A 16,187-nucleotide genomic window follows, 5' to 3' on the forward strand; every position below is an offset into this window, starting at 1 on the left:
TGAGGTTCCTCAGGCCGTTCAGGCGCAGGCCGCCGAGGCCGTCGTGCCGCAGGCTGGTGAGGTGACTGAGGTTCCTCAGGCCGTCCAAGCGCAGGTCGCCGAGGTGGCCGAGGCCGACCAGGCCGGTCAGGTGCCGGGTGTCGAGGCTGTCGAGGCGCAGGCGGCTGAGGTTCCTCATGCCGTTCAGGCGCAGGCCGCCGAGGCCGTCGTGCCGCAGGCTGGTGAGGTGACTGAGGTTCCTCAGGCCGTCCAAGCGCAGGCCGTCGAGGAGCCCGAGGCCGACCAGGCCGTCCAGGCACCGGGTGCCGACGCTGTCGAGGCGCAGGCCGTCGAGGAGCCCGAGGCCGACCGGGCCGTTCCGGTGCCGGGCGCGGAGGCTCTCGTCCCGGAGCATGTCGGGGTTCCCGGAGCTTCCCCGGACGTCCCCGCGCCGGGCGCCGACACCGCCGTACCCCCCACCGCGGAAACGGAGGACACCGCTGCCGAAGCCGCTTCCGGAACGGCGGGCGACGGAGCCCTCACGGAGGCCCCCACGCCCGAGGTCCCGGCCGCCGTCGTCCCGGAGGCACCCCGTGCCGCCGACGCCATCCCCGTGAGCGACACGGGCGCGGTCCAGGGCCCCCAGCAGACCCCCGCCACCCCCCTGACCGGCACCGTCCCTCCGGAGCCCGAGCCGGACCGGCCCGTGGGTGAGTTCGTCCCCGTGGACGGCACCGTACCCACCACCCCGCACCTCGCGCCGACCCCGCCCCAGGGCGTGGCCGTCCCCGCCGGGGAACCCCGCGAGGCGGACGCCGAACCCGCGCAGAACCCGGACGACCTCGACACCCAGGGCGCCGGCGTGGACGCGGAAGCCGCTCGGCCCACCGGTCCGGCCGCCCCCGGCTACGACGACGCGGAGCGCGAGGCCGTACTGAAGGTCATGCGCGAACGCCGGGACATCCGCAACGGCTTCCGCAGCGACCCCATCCCGCACGAGGTGCTGCTCCGCGTCCTGGAGGCCGCCCACACCGCGCCCTCCGTCGGCCACTCGCAGCCCTGGGACTTCGTCGTCATCCGCTCCGCCGACACCCGGCGCAGCATGCACGAACTGGCCGTGCGCCAGCGCGACGCCTACGCCAAGTCCCTCCCCAAGGGCCGGGCCAAGCAGTTCAAGGAACTGAAGATCGAGGCCATCCTCGACACGCCCGTGAACATCGTCGTCACCGCAGACCCGACCCGCGGCGGCCGGCACACCCTCGGCCGCCACACCCAGCCCCAGATGGCGCCGTACTCCTCCGCGCTCGCCGTCGAGAACCTCTGGCTCGCCGCCCGCGCCGAGGGCCTCGGCGTCGGCTGGGTCAGCTTCTTCGACGAGCGCGAGATGGTCCGCGCGCTGGGGCTCCCCGAGCACCTCGAGGTCGTCGCCTACCTGTGCGTGGGCTACGTCGACGAGTTCCCGGACGAGCCCGAGCTGATGCAGGCCGGCTGGTCCAAGCGCCGCCCGCTGTCCTGGGTCGTGCACGAGGAGACGTACGGCCGTCGCGCCCTGCCCGGAGAGGACCCCCACGACCTGCTCGCCGAGACCGTCGCACAGATCCGCCCGCTGGACGCCAAGGCGCTCGGCGAGGCGTGGGAGCGCCAGAAGCGCATGACCAAGCCGGCCGGGGCGCTCGGCATGCTGGAGATCATCTCCGCCCAGCTCTCCGGTCTGTCCCGCCAGTGCCCGCCGCCCGTCCCGGAGCCCGCGGCCGTCGCGATCTTCGCCGGCGACCACGGGGTGCACGCCCAGGGCGTCACCCCCTGGCCGCAGGAGGTCACCGCCCAGATGGTGGCCAACTTCCTCGGCGGGGGAGCGGTCTGCAACGCCTTCGCCGCCCAGGTCGGCGCGGAGGTCTGCGTCGTCGACGTGGGCGTCTCCTCCGACCTCCCGGCCACCCCCGGTCTGCTGCCGCGCAAGATCCGCGCCGGTACGTCCGACATGACCACCGGGCCCGCGATGACCCGCGAGGAGGCCAAGAAGGCCATCGAGGTCGGCATCGAGACCGCCCGCGACCTGGTCGCGGCCGGCAACAAGGCCCTCCTCACCGGCGAGATGGGCATCGCGAACACCACCGCGTCCGCCGCCCTCATCTCCGTCTTCACCGGCGCCGACCCGGCGGAGGTCACCGGCCGCGGCACCGGCATCAACGACGAGACCCTCGCCCGCAAGACCGAGGTCGTCCGCCGCGCCCTCGAACTCCACCAGCCGGACCCGGCCGACCCCGTCGGCGTCCTCGCCGCCGTCGGCGGCTTCGAGCACGCCGCCATGGTCGGCCTGCTCCTCGGCGGCGCGTCACTGCGTACGCCGGTGATCCTGGACGGCGTCAGCGCCGGTGCCGCCGCCCTGGTGGCCCGGGCCATCGCCCCCGAGGTCCTGGCCGCCTGCATCGCGGGCCACCGCAGCGCCGAGCCCGGCCACGTCGCCGCCCTCAACAAACTGGGCCTGCGCCCCCTGGTCGACCTGGACCTCCGCCTCGGCGAAGGCACGGGCGCCCTCCTGGCCCTCCCCCTGGTCCAGAGCACAGCACGGGCCATGCACGAGGTGGCGACCTTCGACTCGGCGGGCGTCACCGAGAAGTAGCCCGGACGGCTGTGGGCAGTCGTTCCTCCCTCAGTACCTTGAGGGCCTGGGTGGTACCCCCAGGCGGAACGGGCGGGCACAGCCGTCCACCCGCACGTGCGGGGGCCGGGGGCGGCGCCCCCGGCTTTGGGAAGGGGCGGGCTGGGGAGATCACCCCACCCGCTCCGGCCCCCACCGGACGCGCGCATAAAATCCCCACGTCAGGCTCGCTCCAAAGCCGCAGCGTGCCCGCTGACCCACCGCTTGTCCGAGGAGCCTCACCTGATGGCCGAACACCCCGCCTACCCCGTAGGCCTCCGCCTCACCGGCCGCCGGATCGTCGTACTCGGCGGCGGCCAGGTCGCCCAACGCCGCCTCCCCGCCCTGATCGCAGCCGGCGCCGACATCCACCTCGTGTCCCCCGAGGCCACCCCCTCCGTGGAGGCCATGGCGGACGCCGGCGAGATCACCTGGCACCGCCGCCCCTACGCCGAGGGCGACCTCGCGCAGGCCTGGTACGCCCTCATCGCCACCAGCGACGCCGACGCGAACACCCGTGCCTCCGCCGAGGCGGAAGCACACCGCGTGTGGTGCGTCCGCTCGGACGACGCCGACGCGGCCACGGCGTGGACCCCGGCCACCGGGTCCAGCGAGGGCGTCACCGTGGCCGTCCTCACGACGAAGGCACGCGGCCGCGACCCCCGCCACACCGCGGCCATCCGCGACGCCGTGGTCGAGGGCCTGCGCGACGGCACCCTCGTCGCCCCCCACCACCGCACCCGCGCCCCGGGCGTCGCCCTCGTCGGCGGCGGCCCTGGCGACCCGGACCTGATCACCGTGCGAGGCCGCCGACTGCTCGCCGAGGCCGACGTCGTCATCGCCGACCGGCTCGGCCCCCGCGACCTGCTCGCCGAACTCCCGCCGCACGTCGAGGTGATCGACGCGGCGAAGATCCCCTACGGCCGTTTCATGGCCCAGGAGGCCATCAACAACGCGCTGATCGAGCACGCCAAGCAGGGCAAGTCCGTGGTCCGGCTCAAGGGCGGCGACCCGTACGTCTTCGGCCGCGGCATGGAGGAGCTCCAGGCGCTCGCCGAAGCGGGCATCCCCTGCACCGTCGTCCCCGGCATCTCCAGCTCCATCTCGGTCCCGGGCGCGGCCGGCATCCCCGTCACCCACCGGGGCGTAGCCCATGAGTTCACCGTGGTCAGCGGCCATGTCGCCCCCGACGACGAGCGCTCCCTGGTCGACTGGCCGTCCCTGGCGAAGCTGACCGGCACCCTCGTCGTCCTGATGGGCGTCGACAAGATCGGCCGGATCGCCGAGACCCTGGTGGCCCACGGCAAGTCCCCCGACACCCCGGTCGCCCTCGTGCAGGAGGGCACCACGGCCGCCCAGCGCCGGGTCGACGCCACCCTCGCCACGGTCGCCGAGACGGTCGTCGCCCAGGAGGTCAAGCCGCCGGCCGTCATCGTCATCGGCGAGGTCGTCGCCGTGGGCCCGCGCGGGACGGCGTGACATGGCCGAACCCATCACCGTCGACGACCCCGCCGACCCGCGGCTGCACGACTACACCGGCCTGACCGACGTCGAACTGCGCCGCCGCCGCGAACCCGCCGAGGGCCTGTTCATCGCCGAGGGCGAGAAGGTCATCAGACGCGCCGGGGAAGCCGGCTACGCGATGCGGTCGATGCTGCTGTCCGCGAAGTGGGTCGACGTCATGCGCGACGTCATCGACCGGGCCACCGCCCCGGTGTACGTCGTCGACCCCGCGCTCGCCGAACAGGTCACCGGCTACCACGTGCACCGCGGCGCGCTCGCCTCCATGCAGCGCACACCGCTGCCGTCGGCGCCGGACGTGCTGCGGACCGCCCGCCGCGTCGTCGTCATGGAGTCGGTCAACGACCACACCAACATCGGTGCGATCTTCCGCTCCGCGGCGGCCCTCGGCATGGACGCCGTCCTGCTCTCCCCGGACTGCGCCGACCCCCTCTACCGCCGCAGCGTCAAGGTCTCCATGGGCGCGGTCTTCTCCGTGCCGTACGCCCGTCTCGACACCTGGCCCAAGGGACTGGAGGCGGTGCGCGAGGCCGGGTTCGAGCTGCTCGCGCTCACCCCCGGGGAGAAGGCCCGGGCCCTGGACGAGGTGGCACCGCACCGTATGGACCGGGTGGCCCTGATGCTGGGCGCGGAAGGAGCCGGTCTCTCCGACCGGGCCCTGGCCGCCGCTGATCAATGGGTCCGCATCCCGATGTCGCACGGCGTCGACTCCCTCAACGTGGGAGCCGCCGCGGCCGTCGCCTTCTACGCGGTGGCCACCGGGCGTCCGCAGGAGTAGCGGCCCGGTCGGTGTGCTGTCGGCAGGTCCCTACCCGGGGCCCTGGCAGCCCTGCACCAGCGCGATACCCAGCGCGACCACCAGCGTCACGACGACGAACACGAACAGCCGCTGCCTGAGCAGCCGCGGATTGGCCGGCCGCAGACCGGTGCCCGTCGGCCGGGGCCCCTGACGGCGGGCACCGGTGCCGGTACCGGACCGGGTGGTGTTCCGGGAGGCCGGTGTGGGGCGCGGTCCCTTGCGGGACGGAGGAGTGCCTCCGCGCGGGGAGCTGTCGCGCGCGCCGCCGCTCCGGGAAGGGGGCACGCTCCGGCTGTTCCGTCCGGGAGACGAACCGCTGTTCCTGGGCGCGGGGCCGCGTCCGCGCGGTGGCGGGGTTCCCTGGCCGCCCTGCCGGCGCTGCGCCCGCTCCGGGTAGGTGTCCGCGAGGCGTCCGGTGGGCCGCTCCGCCTCGGCGCTGCGCGGGGCCGGCGGACGTACGTCGGCGAGGCCCTGGGCCTCCCGCGCGGCGATCTCCTTGAGCCGCAGCGACAGTTGGAGCGTGCTGGGCCGCTCCTCGGGGTCCTTCGCCAGGCACGCGCGGACGAGGGGGGCCAGGGCGTCCGGGACGCCGTGCAACTGGGCCTCCTCGTGCACCACGCGGTACAGCATCACCTCGGAACTGCCGTGCCCGAAGGGCGAGTCGCCCATCGACGCGTACGCGAGCGTGGCACCGAGCGAGAACACGTCCGTGGCCGGGGTGACGGCCGCGCCGCGCACCTGCTCCGGGGCGAGGAAGCCGGGCGAGCCGACCGCCGTGCCGACGTGCGTGAGCGTCGACGCGCCGGTCGCCCACGCGATGCCGAAGTCGATGATCCGCGGCCCCTTCGGGGACAGCAGGATGTTGGACGGCTTGAGGTCCCGGTGCACCACACCGGCCTCGTGCACGGCGACCAGCCCCTCGGAGAGGGCCGCGCCGACGGCGGCGACGTCGGCCGCGCCGAGCGCCCCCTCGTCGGCGACCTTGTCGTGCAGCGAGGGCCCCGGCACGTACTGCGTGGCGAACCAGGGACGGTCCGCGTCGAGGTCCGCGGCCACCAGCCGGGCCGTGCAGCCGCCGCGGATGCGGCGGGCCGCCGAGACCTCGCGCGCGAACCGGGAGCGGAACTCCTGGTCCTCGGCCAGGTCGGGCCGGATGACCTTCAGCGCGACCCGCTGCCCCTTCTTGTCGGAGCCCAGGTAGACCACGCCCATCCCACCCGCGCCGAGCCGTCGGTGGAGCCTGAAAGAGCCGACGACGCGCGGGTCCTCGCGCCTCAGGCGCATCATCGCCATGTTCATCCCCGCTGCCCGGTCCTGTGACGTGCCACAGCTTACGTTTCCACGGCCGTCCGTGCGCAGAGGCCGCGCCCTCTCGGGGCGGTGGATTGTCAGTGGGGGGTGGGAGACTCGAAGAGTGGTCAGGGAGCGCGCGGGCAAACCTGGTTCGCGCGGCTGGTGCTTCCAACCACCCGACGGTGAAGGGGGATTGATCGCGTGAAGGGTGACCGTGTGGAGATCGTCGTGGATGCGGGGGACACGACGCGTACGTACGAGGTGGTGGCGAGCAGGGCGGGGCGCCGGGTGGAGACGGCGGTGCGGCGGGGGGTCGTCGAAGTGAGCGAAGTCACCCGAAGCGGCACGGTCGTGCGGACCGCCCGATTCATGGCGAACCGGGTGCTCGCGCTGGTGGAACAGCCGGTGCCGCGGGAGGACGGCTCGGAGAAAGCGGGGCAGAGCGGGCGGTCCTTCGGGGATGTCCCTGAGGCGTAGGACCCCGTCTCCACCCAGGGGAGTACACCGTGAGGAAGGGCTCATCCTCCGGGAGGCCCGGCAATCGGTACGAGGGCATGACGCCGGGGGAGCGCCGGGCCCCTAGATTTGAGGTCAAGCGGCGGGTGCAGCACTCGTCCCCCGAGGTCAGACGCCCGCCGCTGTCAACGACAACAGAAACGGCCAGGAGAGGGACCATGGCGTACACGGCACCGCGGACACTGATCCGCACGCGGGAACGCGGCGAGGGGCGTCGCCATCCGCTGGTGGCGACGTTGATGGCCCTTCCTCTGGCGGTCCTGCTGCTCCTCGTCTTCGACGGGTGGGAGACAGTGGCCACACAGGCGTCGTCCGTGGGCGAGATGCTGGGGCGCTGAACAGCGACCCCAGGCCCGGAAGAGCGGTCCGGGCGGGGACATCCACCCATGAAACCCCGTGGGGACGGGGGTGCGGCGGACGGCAAGAATGCCGGCGCAGCTGGGGAGCTGCGCCGGCATTGCTCTGCCCGCACGACTCCGGAGGCGCGCGTCCGATGCCCGCGCAGGCGCCGGGCCGCGCGGACACCCCCGGGCCCACCCCGACGCCAGGGCACCCGCAGGCGCCGGGCCGCACCGTCCCGGCGACCGCCCCGTACCCTCTCACCCCGTGACCACGGACCTCCTCCCCGCCCTGACAGCCCACGTCACGGCAACGGCCCACGCAGGCTCCCGCACCTGCCACTGCGCCACCGCCACCCTCGCCGCCCGCGAGGACGCCACCGTCGTACGCCACGCCGGCACCGTCGCCAAGGCCCACGCCCCCGACGCCGACCCCGCCGAGCTGGCCCTCCGTCTCACCGTGGCCACCCGACTCCCCGGCATCCTCCTCCCCCCGCTCACCCCCGCACCCACCGAACTGCACGGACGACTCGTCACCCACTGGCCGTACGGCACTCCCGTGGACCCGGACGACCCGGACGCCGCCCCCTGGGAAGCCGCGGCCACCCTCCTCGCCCTGCTCCACCGCGCCCCCGCCCCCACCGCCGTACCCCCCATGCGCGGCCCCGCCAAGGCCGCCCACGCCATCGCCCTCCTCCGCACCACCGCCTCCCACCACCCCGCCACCGCCCCCGTACTGCACGCCTGGGCCACCCTCCCGCCCTGGGCCCGCGGCGAGGCCCCCATGCCGGACACCACCGTCCTCTGCCACGGCGACCTCCACCTCGGCCAGCTCGTACGCCACCCCGCGCACAACGGCCCCTGGCTGCTCATCGACGTCGACGACCTCGGCACCGGCGTAGCGGCGTGGGACCTGGCCCGCCCGGCGGCCTGGTACGCCTGCGGACTGCTCGCCCCCGACGAGTGGCACCGCTTCCTGACCGCCTACCGCACGGCCGGAGGCCCGGCCGTGCCGCCCGACGGCGACCCCTGGACCGCGCTGGACGTCCCGGCCCGCGCCCTCACGGCCCAGACCGCCGCCCGCGCCGTCACCAAGGCCGTCGCGGCCGGCCGGTCCCTGGACGAGGTGGAACAGGCACTGGTCGACGCCTGTGCGCGCATGGGCCCGGTCTGCCCTTCCGCCCCGTCGAGTTGAGCCGAAGTTTCCCGAAGTAGGGTGCAACCGACCCGCGACCGGACAGAGTCTGTCCTGGCGATACGCGAAGCAGGAACGACCGGCTAGGAGTTGAACCGATCATGCAGTGTCCGAAGTGCCGTGCCCCGATGCACACCTACAACCGCAACGGTGTCCAGATCGAGCAGTGCAGCGGGTGCCGGGGCATCTTCCTCGACTACGGCGAGCTGGAGTCGCTGACCCGGCTGGAGTCCCAGTGGTCGCAGCCCGCGCCGCCGGCCCCGCCCGCCGCTCCGCAGGCCTACCCCGCAGCGCCGGCCCCCGCCTGGGGCGCCCCGCACGGCGGCCACCACGGTCACCACCGCCACAAGAGCTTCGGGCACATGCTCTTCTCCAGCTGACGGAGACACGACGAAGCCCCCGGTCGGAGGACCGGGGGCTTCGGATGGTGTGGACGATACTGGGATTGAACCAGTGACCTCTTCCGTGTCAGGGAAGCGCTCTCCCGCTGAGCTAATCGTCCTCGGGACCACGATCACTCCATGGAGCGGATCATGGGCACTGCGTGCGCGATACTGGGATTGAACCAGTGACCTCTTCCGTGTCAGGGAAGCGCTCTCCCGCTGAGCTAATCGCGCGGGGGATCCGGAGATCCAGGATCCGAGGATCCAAGTGGACGATACTGGGATTGAACCAGTGACCTCTTCCGTGTCAGGGAAGCGCTCTCCCGCTGAGCTAATCGTCCTTGGAGGTGGAGACGGGATTTGAACCCGTGTAGACGGCTTTGCAGGCCGTTGCCTCGCCTCTCGGCCACTCCACCAGGAGTGTAGGGGACCGGGAAGCCCCCTCTTCCTTCGAGCGGACGACGAGGCTCGAACTCGCGACCTCAACCTTGGCAAGGTTGCGCTCTACCAACTGAGCTACGTCCGCCTGTCGTTTCGGTCGGCTTGCGCGTCCCGGCGACGAACTGAACTCTAGCGGATTCCCGGGCCAGTACAAAAACCCGTTTGTGCAGCGTGCTGCGCTGCGCCTGCTCACGGACGTGCCCGGGCCACCTGAACCGCGCCCGCCATAGACTCGACACGTGCTGGACCTGCCCCCTCTCGCCCGCTTCGGCGACCGCGTCGCCACCGGACTCCTCGACGTCACCGACGACCCCGCCGCCCTGGACTCCACGGGGTTCTGGACCGTCGCCGCCGACTTCGAGGGCCGCCTGACCTGCGCCCGCTTCCGGGAGGTCCGGGAACAGCGGGTGCCCGCCCCCGTGCCGGGGGCCTGGCGGGGGCCGGCGGCCGGCGACTGGACGTCCTCGCTCGACCGGAGCGCGTACACGACGGCCGTGCGCCGTATCCGCGATCACATAGCCGCCGGCGAGGTCTACCAGGCGAACCTCTGCCGCGTCCTGTCCGCGCCCGTGCCGTCCGGCGCCGACGTGGACGCCCTCACCGCCCTGCTCGCCCGGGGCAACCCGGCCCCGTACGCCGGAACGATTCGTCTGCCCGGCCACGGGGTGGAGATCGCCACCGCGTCGCCCGAACTGTTCCTGCGGCGGGAGGGGCGGGTCGTCGAGTCCGGGCCGATCAAGGGCACCGGGCGCACCGAGGCCGATCTGCTGGAGAAGGACTACGCCGAGAACGTGATGATCGTCGACCTGGTCCGCAACGACATCGGACAGGTCTGCGACACCGGCACGGTGACCGTGCCCGACCTGTGCGCCGTCGAGAAGCACCCGGGTCTCGTCCACCTCGTGTCGACCGTGCGGGGCGAGCTGCGGGACGGCGCGGGATGGCCCGAGCTGCTCGGTGCAGCCTTCCCGCCCGGCTCCGTCACCGGCGCGCCCAAGTCCAGCGCGCTGCGGATCATCGACGCGCTGGAGACGGCGCCCCGCGGCCCGTACTGCGGCGGCGTCGGCTGGGTCGACGCCGACCGCGGCACCGGCGTGCTCGCGGTGGGCATCCGCACCTTCTGGATCGACCGGACCGCGGGCGGCGGCGCCGTCCTGCGGTTCGGCACCGGCGCCGGGATCACCTGGGGTTCCGATCCCGAGGGGGAGTGGCGGGAGACCGAGCTGAAGGCATCCCGGCTGCTCGCGGTAGCGTCGGGAACGTACGAGACGATTGAAGGGACCCAGGGGTGAAGATCTGGCTCGACGGCGGGCTGCAGGACACCGAGTCCGCCCGTGTCTCCGTCTTCGACCACGGGCTGACCGTGGGCGACGGCATCTTCGAGACGGTGAAGGCCGTGGACGGCCGTCCGTTCGCGCTCACCCGGCATCTCGACCGGCTGACCCGGTCGGCCCGCGGGCTCGGGCTGCCCGACCCCGACCTCGACGAGGTGCGCCGCGCCTGCGCCGCCGTCCTGGAGGCCAACCCGATGCCGCTCGGCCGGCTGCGCCTCACCTACACCGGCGGCCACGGCCCGCTCGGCTCCGACCGCGGCGAGCACGGCCCGACCCTCGTGGTCGCCCTCGGGGAGACCACCCGCCGCCCCGACTCCACCGCCGTCGTCACCGTCCCCTGGACCCGCAACGAACGCGGCGCGCTCACCGGCCTGAAGACCACCTCGTACGCCGAGAACGTCGTCGCCCTCGCCCGCGCCCGTGAGCGGGGCGCGTCCGAGGCGCTGTTCGGCAACACCGTCGGACAGCTCTGCGAGGGCACCGGGTCGAACGTCTTCGTCGTCCTCGACGGCGAGCTCCACACCCCGCCGCTCGCCTCCGGCTGCCTCGCCGGGATCACCCGCGCCCTCGCCGTCGAGTGGACCGGTGCCAAGGAGACCGACCTGCCGCTGGACGTGCTGGGGCGGGCCGAGGAGGTCTTCCTCACCTCCACCCTGCGCGACGTCCAGGCCGTGCACCGCGTCGACGACCGTGAACTGCCCGGCGCCCCCGGCCCGGTGACCGCCAAGGCCATGCGGATCTTCGACGAGCGCTCCGGGGCCGACCTCGATCCGTGACGGAACCGAAAATCGGCTGATCCGGAGTACGGCAACGGGTAGAACACCCTTGATGACCACCACCCTGCGGCCGGTCGAGCCGCTTCAGCAGAACCCCGACGGCACACGTTCGCGCCGCTACCAGGTGTGCGTGAACAGCCGCCCCGTCGGGGCGGTCCGTCTCGGCACACACCCCGTCTTCGGCGACGCCGTCGCCCGGATCACGGGCCTGCGCGTCGAGGAGCCGGACCGCCGGCGCGGCCGGGGCACGGTGGCCGCGCTCGCCGCGGAGGAGGTGGCGCGCGGCTGGGGGTGCCGCCGTATCGAGGCGACGGTCCCCGCCGACGCCCGGGCCGCCCTCGGGCTGGCCACGACGCTCGGCTACGTCGTGCGCAACCGGACCATGGAGAAGGCCCTCGCGGAGACCCCGCCCGCGCTTCCGGAGGGCAGCGTGGCCCGGCCCATGACCGAGGACGAGTTCGGGCCCTGGTCGGCCAAGGGCCAGGAGGACTACGCGGGGGACTGGATCCGGCGCGGGGTGCCGGAGACCGAGGCACGGGTCAAGGCGGCGAACGACCACGCCGCGCTGCTGCCCGACGGCCACGCCACCGAGGACATGCTCTTCAGCGTCCTCGAACACGAGGGCACGCCCGTGGGCACCCTGTGGCTGTCGGTGCGCGGGGAACGGGCCTACGTCTTCGACGTCGAGGCCGACGCCGCCCACCGCGGCCGGGGGCACGGACGCGCGCTCATGCTGCTCGCCGAGGCCCAGGCGGTCGCCGCGGGCAACCGGACCATCGGCCTCAACGTGTTCGCCGGCAACACCCCGGCCGAGCGGCTCTACGACTCACTCGGCTACGGCACGACGCAGTACTCGATGTACAAGCCGCTTCTGTGACGGTGGGCGGCATCCCCGGGGGCGGGGAGTGTCGTTCGGATCTTCCCGGGGAGGCGAGGGACCTGGCGCGCATTTCCCCGGAGGGGACCCTCATCATCGCCCCCTCGGGTCGGCCGCAAGGAGCCGTCGCCTGAAGCAGGCCCGGCCCGAACGGCCCCCGGGGCCTGTCCGGCGGCTCAAGTCGGAGGGGATCGAGACTGTCTCGTAAGCCTCGCGTCCGCGGCGCGATCCGCCGGACAGTCCCTAGCCCTCCTGTCCGGCCAGCAGCCGGTCCGCGATCTCCTCGATGCGTTCGCGCAGACCCTCCTGGCTCTTGCCGCCGTCGAGGCGCTCACCGCCGATGACGTACGTCGGGGTGCCCGTCACCCCGATCGCCTTGCCCTCGGCCTGGTCCGCGTCCACGATCAGGATGTGCCGTCCGTCGATCAGCGCGGTGTCGAACTCCTCGGCGTCCAGGCCGAGTTCCCGGGCGATCTCGACGAGGAAGTCCTCTCCCCGGCGGTCCAGCTCCTCGACCCGTCCCAGCACGGCCTCGACGTACGGCCATCCCCGCCCCTGCTCCAGCGCCTCCTCGGCGGCCTGGGCGGCGGCGAAGGAGTGCTTGTGCTTCTCCAGCGGGAAGTGCCGCAGCCGCAGCTCCAGGCGGTCGCCGTAGCGGGCCCGCAGGGCACGGAGGTCGTCGAGGGCGCTTCGGCAGTCCGGACACTGCAGCTCGCACCAGACGTCGAGGACGGGGGCGGCGGGGCGGGCGGGGGAGGAGTCACTCATGGCCACAGTCTCCCAGCCGGGCCCCGGGCCACCCAATCGGACGTCGGAAGGACCGCCTCACGTCTGTCCGGCGCATCTCTTCAGCCCGTCCGGGGGAAGGTCCGAGGAGGAGGCCCTTTCAGGGGCGGAGCGGGGCCCGGGGCGGCAGCCCCCGGCGGGGGAGCACCGATGCCGGGTGCCGGGAACACACCGGTCACCGCACCTTCCGGCCACACCGGCAGTCGGACCTGCGGAGGATCACCGACCCGGAGATGTCCCTGATGTCCGGCCGGAGCATGGCCCGGCCGGGCCATGCAGGTGCAGGATGGAAGGGACGAAGCGTCACAGCGACCCCACCTGCCTGGAGGACCGGATGATTGCCGAGACCGTCTGTTCCGCCGTCTCCGCGGCAGGCCTGGGCATCGCGGCGGTCACGGCCTACCGCAAACGCTTCCTCGCGGCCGCCCGCATCGCCGCCTACTCGCTCGTGCCCCTCGGCCTGGTGATGACCGGCGTGGTCGACTGGCTGGCCGACACCGCCTTCAGCCCGACGGCATGGGCCGGCTTCGGAGTGCTCGGCCTGTCCTGGTTGCTGTTCGCGACCACCCGCACCGTGGAGCGCCGCCGCGGCGGCACCCGTAAGGAGCGCAAGGCCGCGCGGGCCGCGGCACGACCCGAGGCGGTGGCACCCGGGGCCTCCGCGCCTTCTTTGGGCCAGGGGTCCCGCCCGGCGGCCCGCCCCGCTCCCGCCTCCCGCGGCGAGGACGACTTCAGCGACATCGAGGCCATCCTCAAGAAGCACGGCATATGACGGTGGCGCACCAGGGGTGAATGCGCGCGACCGGCAGAAACGTCACAGTGGGTCCGCGAGCGCCCGGAAGTGATCACAACCCGAACCGTAGATCGCGGAATCGGCGATCAACACTCACTCCGTGAGTGTTGATCGCGTCGGGCGCTCCCGATGCGTCATCATCGCCGCGAGATGCTGGACACGACACAGAGCGATGCCGCGCAGCAGCAGGACGAGCCGCGTGGATGCCTCTTCGCCCTTTCCCAGCCACCGCTGATGATCTTCCTGGCGGTGATCGGGTGTCTGCTGCTCATGGCTGCCCTGCACGACCTGCTGTGGCTGTGAGCCGTACCCGCGGTACCCGACGTCACCCGTCGGGACCGCGTCGGCACGGCATCGAGCCGCTTCGCCCGCGTGGGCGTCAGCCCGCCGCCTCCTTGCGCCGCGCCCGGTAGGCGGCCACATGCAGACGGTTGCCGCAGGTGCGGCTGTCGCAGTAGCGGCGCGAACGGTTGCGGGAGAGATCGACGAAGGCGTGCCGGCAGTCCGGGGCCTCACAGCGCCGCAGCCGCTCCTGCTCCCCGGCGACCACGAAGAACGCCAGCGCCATCCCGCAGTCGGCGGCCAGGTGGTCGGCCACGGAGGCGCCGGGCGCGAAGTAGTGAACGTGCCAGTCGTAGCCGTCGTGGTCGGTGAGCCGGGGCGTGGTGCCCGCGGCCGCGATCAGCTCGTTGATCAGCGTGGCGGCCGCGCGGGCGTCCGGAGCGGCGAAGACCGCCGCGAACCGGCCGCGGATCTTGCGCACCGCGGCGAGGTCGAACTCCGTGAGCACCCCGACCTCGCTCACCTCGTGCTGCCGCACGAACTCCTCGAGAGCCGCGACGTCCGGCAGCCCTTCCGGTGTCGTGTCGTCCTCCGGCGCGGAGTTCACCAGGTCCACCACGGTGTCGAGCGCGCACCGGGTGTCGTGGGTGATCAGCACAGTTCGCTCCCTGGCCTGGGGGTCGGGCGGGCGCCCGCCGATGCTGGCCGATGGTAGTGGCTCCGGCGTGCCCCGTACCTCCCCGCTCCGCACATGGCTTCGAATGCAACGTGCGGAGACCGGCCGTCGTTCCCGATCACCCGTTCGGCCGATACCGGCTCGGAGTGCGCACAGCACGACGGCGCCGCCCGCGGAACCCCGCGGTGTCGGCGCCGTTGTGTGTGAGCCGTACACGGCTGCCCGTATGCGGCTGTCCGGGCCCGAGCCGTCTCCCCGAGTCGACGGCGCCGGGCGGCTTCGCGAGCCTCGCCTAGCTTTCCGCCAGGATGTGCGAGAGCTCCTGGTCGAGATCGAAGTGCCGGTGTTCCGTGCCGGGAGGCACGGCGGCGTCGGTGCGCTTCAGGAAGGACTCCAGAGCCCTTGCCGGGGCCTCGAGCAGGGCCTCCCCCTCCGGCGAGCTCAGGGCGATGCAGACGACGCCCTGACCGTGACTGCGCGACGGCCAGACACGGACGTCGCCGGTGCCCGTGGGGCGGTGAAGTCCCTCGGCCAGGAGGTCGCGGGCGAACACCCACTCGACGGTTTCCTCGGCTCCGGTGTGGAAGGTGGCGTGCACGGCGTAGGGGTCGGCCGTGTCGTACCGCAGGCCTGCGGGGACAGGCAGGGAGGACTCGCTCGACACAACGAGGCGCAGGTGCAGCTCGCAGCTGACCGTGGTGTTCATAAGCGCCAGGGCCTTTCGCTCAGTGTGCGCTCGGGGATTCGCACGTCGGCCAAATCGACATGCCACCTACGGTGCCGTTGTAAACCCCTCTGAGTGTTTTGCGTGGGATTACGTAACTCTTCCGGCCGAAAGATCGTTCGCGCCCTGCGTCCATTCCGGTGATGTGTTCGGCTCGGGTAGTGTTTGGATGTATGAACACGGGGAGTGACAAGTCTGTCGAGGCCGCGGTGACGGCCCACGGGGTGACGGTGGACGAGAGCGAGAACCGGGACGAGCGAGCGCTCGGATCGCGCGCACCGGAGTTCGTCAAGGCGCGCCGGGCGCTGCACTTCAGCTGGCAGGTCGGCGTCTTCGTGGTCGGCCTCGCGGTCGTGGCGGCCGGTGCCGCGATGCTGGTGCTGCCGGGACCGGGCTGGGTCGTGATCTTCGGAGGTATGGCGATCTGGGCGACCGAGTTCGTCTGGGCCCAGCTCGTGCTGCGCTGGACCAAGCGCAAGGTCACCGAGGCGGCCCAGCGGGCCCTGGACCCCAGGGTGCGGCGCCGGAACATCATCCTGACCTCGCTCGGCCTGGTGATCGTGGCCGCGCTGGCCGGTGTCTACCTGTGGAAGTTCGGTCTCGTGATGCCCTGGAAGATCGAGGACCAGTGAGGTGCGGCGGGGGGCGGGTGCACCGCTCCCCGCTGGTCACGGGCATCCCCTGACATGGGGTAATGTTCTTCCTGCGTCCGGGCGATTAGCTCAGTGGGAGAGCGCTTCGTTCACACCGAAGAGGTCACTGGTTCGAACCCAGTATCGCCCACCGGATCATCAGGCGGCCCCGCGCACGAAACGGTAGCCCGGCCCCCGCGT

The 16,187-nt window shown here is 72.8% G+C and carries 17 protein-coding genes and 6 tRNA genes; 14 read left to right on the forward strand and 9 right to left on the reverse strand.

Annotation, left to right across the window (positions count from 1 at the left end; genetic code table 11):
- From cobT to ACFV5H_RS07405, 3 genes are all read left to right on the forward strand, one after another.
- Nucleotides 1-2,602: nicotinate-nucleotide--dimethylbenzimidazole phosphoribosyltransferase (gene cobT, locus ACFV5H_RS07395; RefSeq protein ID WP_385193279.1), on the forward strand; the 2,602-nt coding region annotated here is incomplete at its 5' end.
- Between the two features lie 264 nt (nucleotides 2,603-2,866).
- Nucleotides 2,867-4,099 (forward strand): uroporphyrinogen-III C-methyltransferase, encoded by a 1,233-nt coding sequence (gene cobA, locus ACFV5H_RS07400; protein ID WP_385049215.1) that lies wholly within the window; start codon nucleotides 2,867-2,869, stop codon nucleotides 4,097-4,099.
- Nucleotide 4,100: 1 nt separating this feature from the next.
- On the forward strand, nucleotides 4,101-4,919 hold the full coding sequence (locus ACFV5H_RS07405) for a TrmH family RNA methyltransferase (protein ID WP_385049212.1): 819 nt from the start codon (nucleotides 4,101-4,103) through the stop codon (nucleotides 4,917-4,919).
- A gap of 30 nt (nucleotides 4,920-4,949) precedes the next feature.
- Here the strand turns inward: ACFV5H_RS07405 and ACFV5H_RS07410 are convergent, their stop codons facing one another.
- Nucleotides 4,950-6,239, reverse strand: a complete 1,290-nt coding sequence (locus ACFV5H_RS07410; protein ID WP_385193281.1) for a serine/threonine-protein kinase — start codon at nucleotides 6,237-6,239, stop codon at nucleotides 4,950-4,952.
- A gap of 195 nt (nucleotides 6,240-6,434) precedes the next feature.
- Between ACFV5H_RS07410 and ACFV5H_RS07415 the strand changes: the two genes are divergently transcribed.
- The 4 genes from ACFV5H_RS07415 (at nucleotide 6,435) to ACFV5H_RS07430 (ending at nucleotide 8,662) form a co-directional block, all read left to right on the forward strand.
- Nucleotides 6,435-6,710: a hypothetical protein gene (locus tag ACFV5H_RS07415; RefSeq protein WP_073933733.1), complete on the forward strand. Its 276-nt coding sequence runs from the start codon at nucleotides 6,435-6,437 to the stop codon at nucleotides 6,708-6,710.
- 197 nt (nucleotides 6,711-6,907) lie between these two features.
- On the forward strand, nucleotides 6,908-7,087 hold the full coding sequence (locus ACFV5H_RS07420) for a hypothetical protein (RefSeq protein WP_030867596.1): 180 nt from the start codon (nucleotides 6,908-6,910) through the stop codon (nucleotides 7,085-7,087).
- A 268-nt stretch (nucleotides 7,088-7,355) separates the two neighbouring features.
- Complete coding sequence (locus tag ACFV5H_RS07425) at nucleotides 7,356-8,282, forward strand: phosphotransferase family protein (protein WP_385049204.1); 927 nt, start codon at nucleotides 7,356-7,358, stop codon at nucleotides 8,280-8,282.
- Nucleotides 8,283-8,383: 101 nt separating this feature from the next.
- Entirely contained in the window at nucleotides 8,384-8,662 is a 279-nt protein-coding gene (locus tag ACFV5H_RS07430) for a zf-TFIIB domain-containing protein (RefSeq protein WP_073933736.1), read from the forward strand.
- 50 nt (nucleotides 8,663-8,712) lie between these two features.
- On the opposite strand, the gene ACFV5H_RS07435 is transcribed toward ACFV5H_RS07430, so the two are convergent.
- The 5 genes from ACFV5H_RS07435 to ACFV5H_RS07455 all read right to left on the reverse strand — a co-directional run bounded on the left by ACFV5H_RS07435 (nucleotide 8,713) and on the right by ACFV5H_RS07455 (nucleotide 9,191).
- Nucleotides 8,713-8,784 (reverse strand) — tRNA-Val (locus tag ACFV5H_RS07435).
- A 43-nt stretch (nucleotides 8,785-8,827) separates the two neighbouring features.
- A tRNA-Val gene (locus ACFV5H_RS07440) sits at nucleotides 8,828-8,899 on the reverse strand.
- A gap of 35 nt (nucleotides 8,900-8,934) precedes the next feature.
- A tRNA-Val gene (locus ACFV5H_RS07445) sits at nucleotides 8,935-9,006 on the reverse strand.
- Nucleotide 9,007: 1 nt separating this feature from the next.
- Nucleotides 9,008-9,081: transfer RNA gene (locus ACFV5H_RS07450), tRNA-Cys, on the reverse strand.
- A gap of 37 nt (nucleotides 9,082-9,118) precedes the next feature.
- Nucleotides 9,119-9,191 (reverse strand) — tRNA-Gly (locus tag ACFV5H_RS07455).
- A 154-nt stretch (nucleotides 9,192-9,345) separates the two neighbouring features.
- Here ACFV5H_RS07455 and ACFV5H_RS07460 point away from each other — a divergent pair.
- From ACFV5H_RS07460 to ACFV5H_RS07470, 3 genes are read left to right on the forward strand one after another with little or no spacing between them, the layout of a single operon-like run.
- Nucleotides 9,346-10,398, forward strand: a complete 1,053-nt coding sequence (locus tag ACFV5H_RS07460; RefSeq protein WP_385193284.1) for a chorismate-binding protein — start codon at nucleotides 9,346-9,348, stop codon at nucleotides 10,396-10,398.
- Nucleotides 10,395-11,216, forward strand: a complete 822-nt coding sequence (locus tag ACFV5H_RS07465; RefSeq protein WP_385049198.1) for an aminotransferase class IV — start codon at nucleotides 10,395-10,397, stop codon at nucleotides 11,214-11,216. Before ACFV5H_RS07460 ends, ACFV5H_RS07465 begins: the two co-directional genes overlap by 4 nt.
- A gap of 52 nt (nucleotides 11,217-11,268) precedes the next feature.
- Nucleotides 11,269-12,093, forward strand: coding sequence for a GNAT family N-acetyltransferase (locus tag ACFV5H_RS07470; RefSeq protein ID WP_385049195.1), 825 nt, complete (start codon nucleotides 11,269-11,271; stop codon nucleotides 12,091-12,093).
- Between the two features lie 243 nt (nucleotides 12,094-12,336).
- Here the strand turns inward: ACFV5H_RS07470 and ACFV5H_RS07475 are convergent, their stop codons facing one another.
- Complete coding sequence (locus ACFV5H_RS07475; protein WP_385049192.1) at nucleotides 12,337-12,861, reverse strand: DsbA family protein; 525 nt, start codon at nucleotides 12,859-12,861, stop codon at nucleotides 12,337-12,339.
- A 352-nt stretch (nucleotides 12,862-13,213) separates the two neighbouring features.
- On the opposite strand from ACFV5H_RS07475, the gene ACFV5H_RS07480 reads away from it, so the two are divergent.
- Nucleotides 13,214-13,651, forward strand: coding sequence for a hypothetical protein (locus tag ACFV5H_RS07480; protein ID WP_385193314.1), 438 nt, complete (start codon nucleotides 13,214-13,216; stop codon nucleotides 13,649-13,651).
- A gap of 171 nt (nucleotides 13,652-13,822) precedes the next feature.
- Nucleotides 13,823-13,975 carry a hypothetical protein gene (locus tag ACFV5H_RS07485; protein WP_344560596.1) on the forward strand — a complete coding sequence of 51 codons (153 nt, stop codon included), beginning with the start codon at nucleotides 13,823-13,825 and terminating at the stop codon, nucleotides 13,973-13,975.
- A gap of 76 nt (nucleotides 13,976-14,051) precedes the next feature.
- On the opposite strand, the gene ACFV5H_RS07490 is transcribed toward ACFV5H_RS07485, so the two are convergent.
- Both ACFV5H_RS07490 and ACFV5H_RS07495 read right to left on the reverse strand, forming a co-directional pair.
- Entirely contained in the window at nucleotides 14,052-14,612 is a 561-nt protein-coding gene (locus ACFV5H_RS07490; RefSeq protein ID WP_073933740.1) for a CGNR zinc finger domain-containing protein, read from the reverse strand.
- 310 nt (nucleotides 14,613-14,922) lie between these two features.
- Nucleotides 14,923-15,336: an SsgA family sporulation/cell division regulator gene (locus ACFV5H_RS07495; RefSeq protein ID WP_004002642.1), complete on the reverse strand. Its 414-nt coding sequence runs from the start codon at nucleotides 15,334-15,336 to the stop codon at nucleotides 14,923-14,925.
- Between the two features lie 191 nt (nucleotides 15,337-15,527).
- On the opposite strand from ACFV5H_RS07495, the gene ACFV5H_RS07500 reads away from it, so the two are divergent.
- Complete coding sequence (locus tag ACFV5H_RS07500; protein ID WP_385049187.1) at nucleotides 15,528-15,986, forward strand: TIGR02611 family protein; 459 nt, start codon at nucleotides 15,528-15,530, stop codon at nucleotides 15,984-15,986.
- Nucleotides 15,987-16,065: 79 nt separating this feature from the next.
- Nucleotides 16,066-16,137: transfer RNA gene (locus ACFV5H_RS07505), tRNA-Val, on the forward strand.
- The last annotated feature ends 50 nt before the right edge of the window (nucleotides 16,138-16,187 follow it).

Source organism: Streptomyces sp. NPDC059787 (assembly GCF_042732315.1).
Taxonomy (GTDB): Bacteria; Actinomycetota; Actinomycetes; order Streptomycetales; family Streptomycetaceae; genus Streptomyces; species Streptomyces atrovirens.

What these genes read in the sequence shown, in the direction of transcription:
- ACFV5H_RS07405 (WP_385049212.1), top strand. Translation starts at nt 4,101, where the DNA reads ATGGCCGAACCCATCACCGTCGACGACCCCGCCGACCCGCGGCTGCAC.
- ACFV5H_RS07475 (WP_385049192.1), bottom strand. Translation starts at nt 12,861, where the DNA reads ATGAGTGACTCCTCCCCCGCCCGCCCCGCCGCCCCCGTCCTCGACGTC.
- ACFV5H_RS07485 (WP_344560596.1), top strand. Translation starts at nt 13,823, where the DNA reads ATGCTGGACACGACACAGAGCGATGCCGCGCAGCAGCAGGACGAGCCG.
- ACFV5H_RS07420 (WP_030867596.1), top strand. Translation starts at nt 6,908, where the DNA reads ATGGCGTACACGGCACCGCGGACACTGATCCGCACGCGGGAACGCGGC.
- ACFV5H_RS07410 (WP_385193281.1), bottom strand. Translation starts at nt 6,239, where the DNA reads ATGAACATGGCGATGATGCGCCTGAGGCGCGAGGACCCGCGCGTCGTC.
- ACFV5H_RS07470 (WP_385049195.1), top strand. Translation starts at nt 11,269, where the DNA reads ATGACCACCACCCTGCGGCCGGTCGAGCCGCTTCAGCAGAACCCCGAC.
- cobA (WP_385049215.1), top strand. Translation starts at nt 2,867, where the DNA reads ATGGCCGAACACCCCGCCTACCCCGTAGGCCTCCGCCTCACCGGCCGC.
- ACFV5H_RS07500 (WP_385049187.1), top strand. Translation starts at nt 15,528, where the DNA reads ATGAACACGGGGAGTGACAAGTCTGTCGAGGCCGCGGTGACGGCCCAC.
- ACFV5H_RS07480 (WP_385193314.1), top strand. Translation starts at nt 13,214, where the DNA reads ATGATTGCCGAGACCGTCTGTTCCGCCGTCTCCGCGGCAGGCCTGGGC.
- ACFV5H_RS07495 (WP_004002642.1), bottom strand. Translation starts at nt 15,336, where the DNA reads ATGAACACCACGGTCAGCTGCGAGCTGCACCTGCGCCTCGTTGTGTCG.
- ACFV5H_RS07430 (WP_073933736.1), top strand. Translation starts at nt 8,384, where the DNA reads ATGCAGTGTCCGAAGTGCCGTGCCCCGATGCACACCTACAACCGCAAC.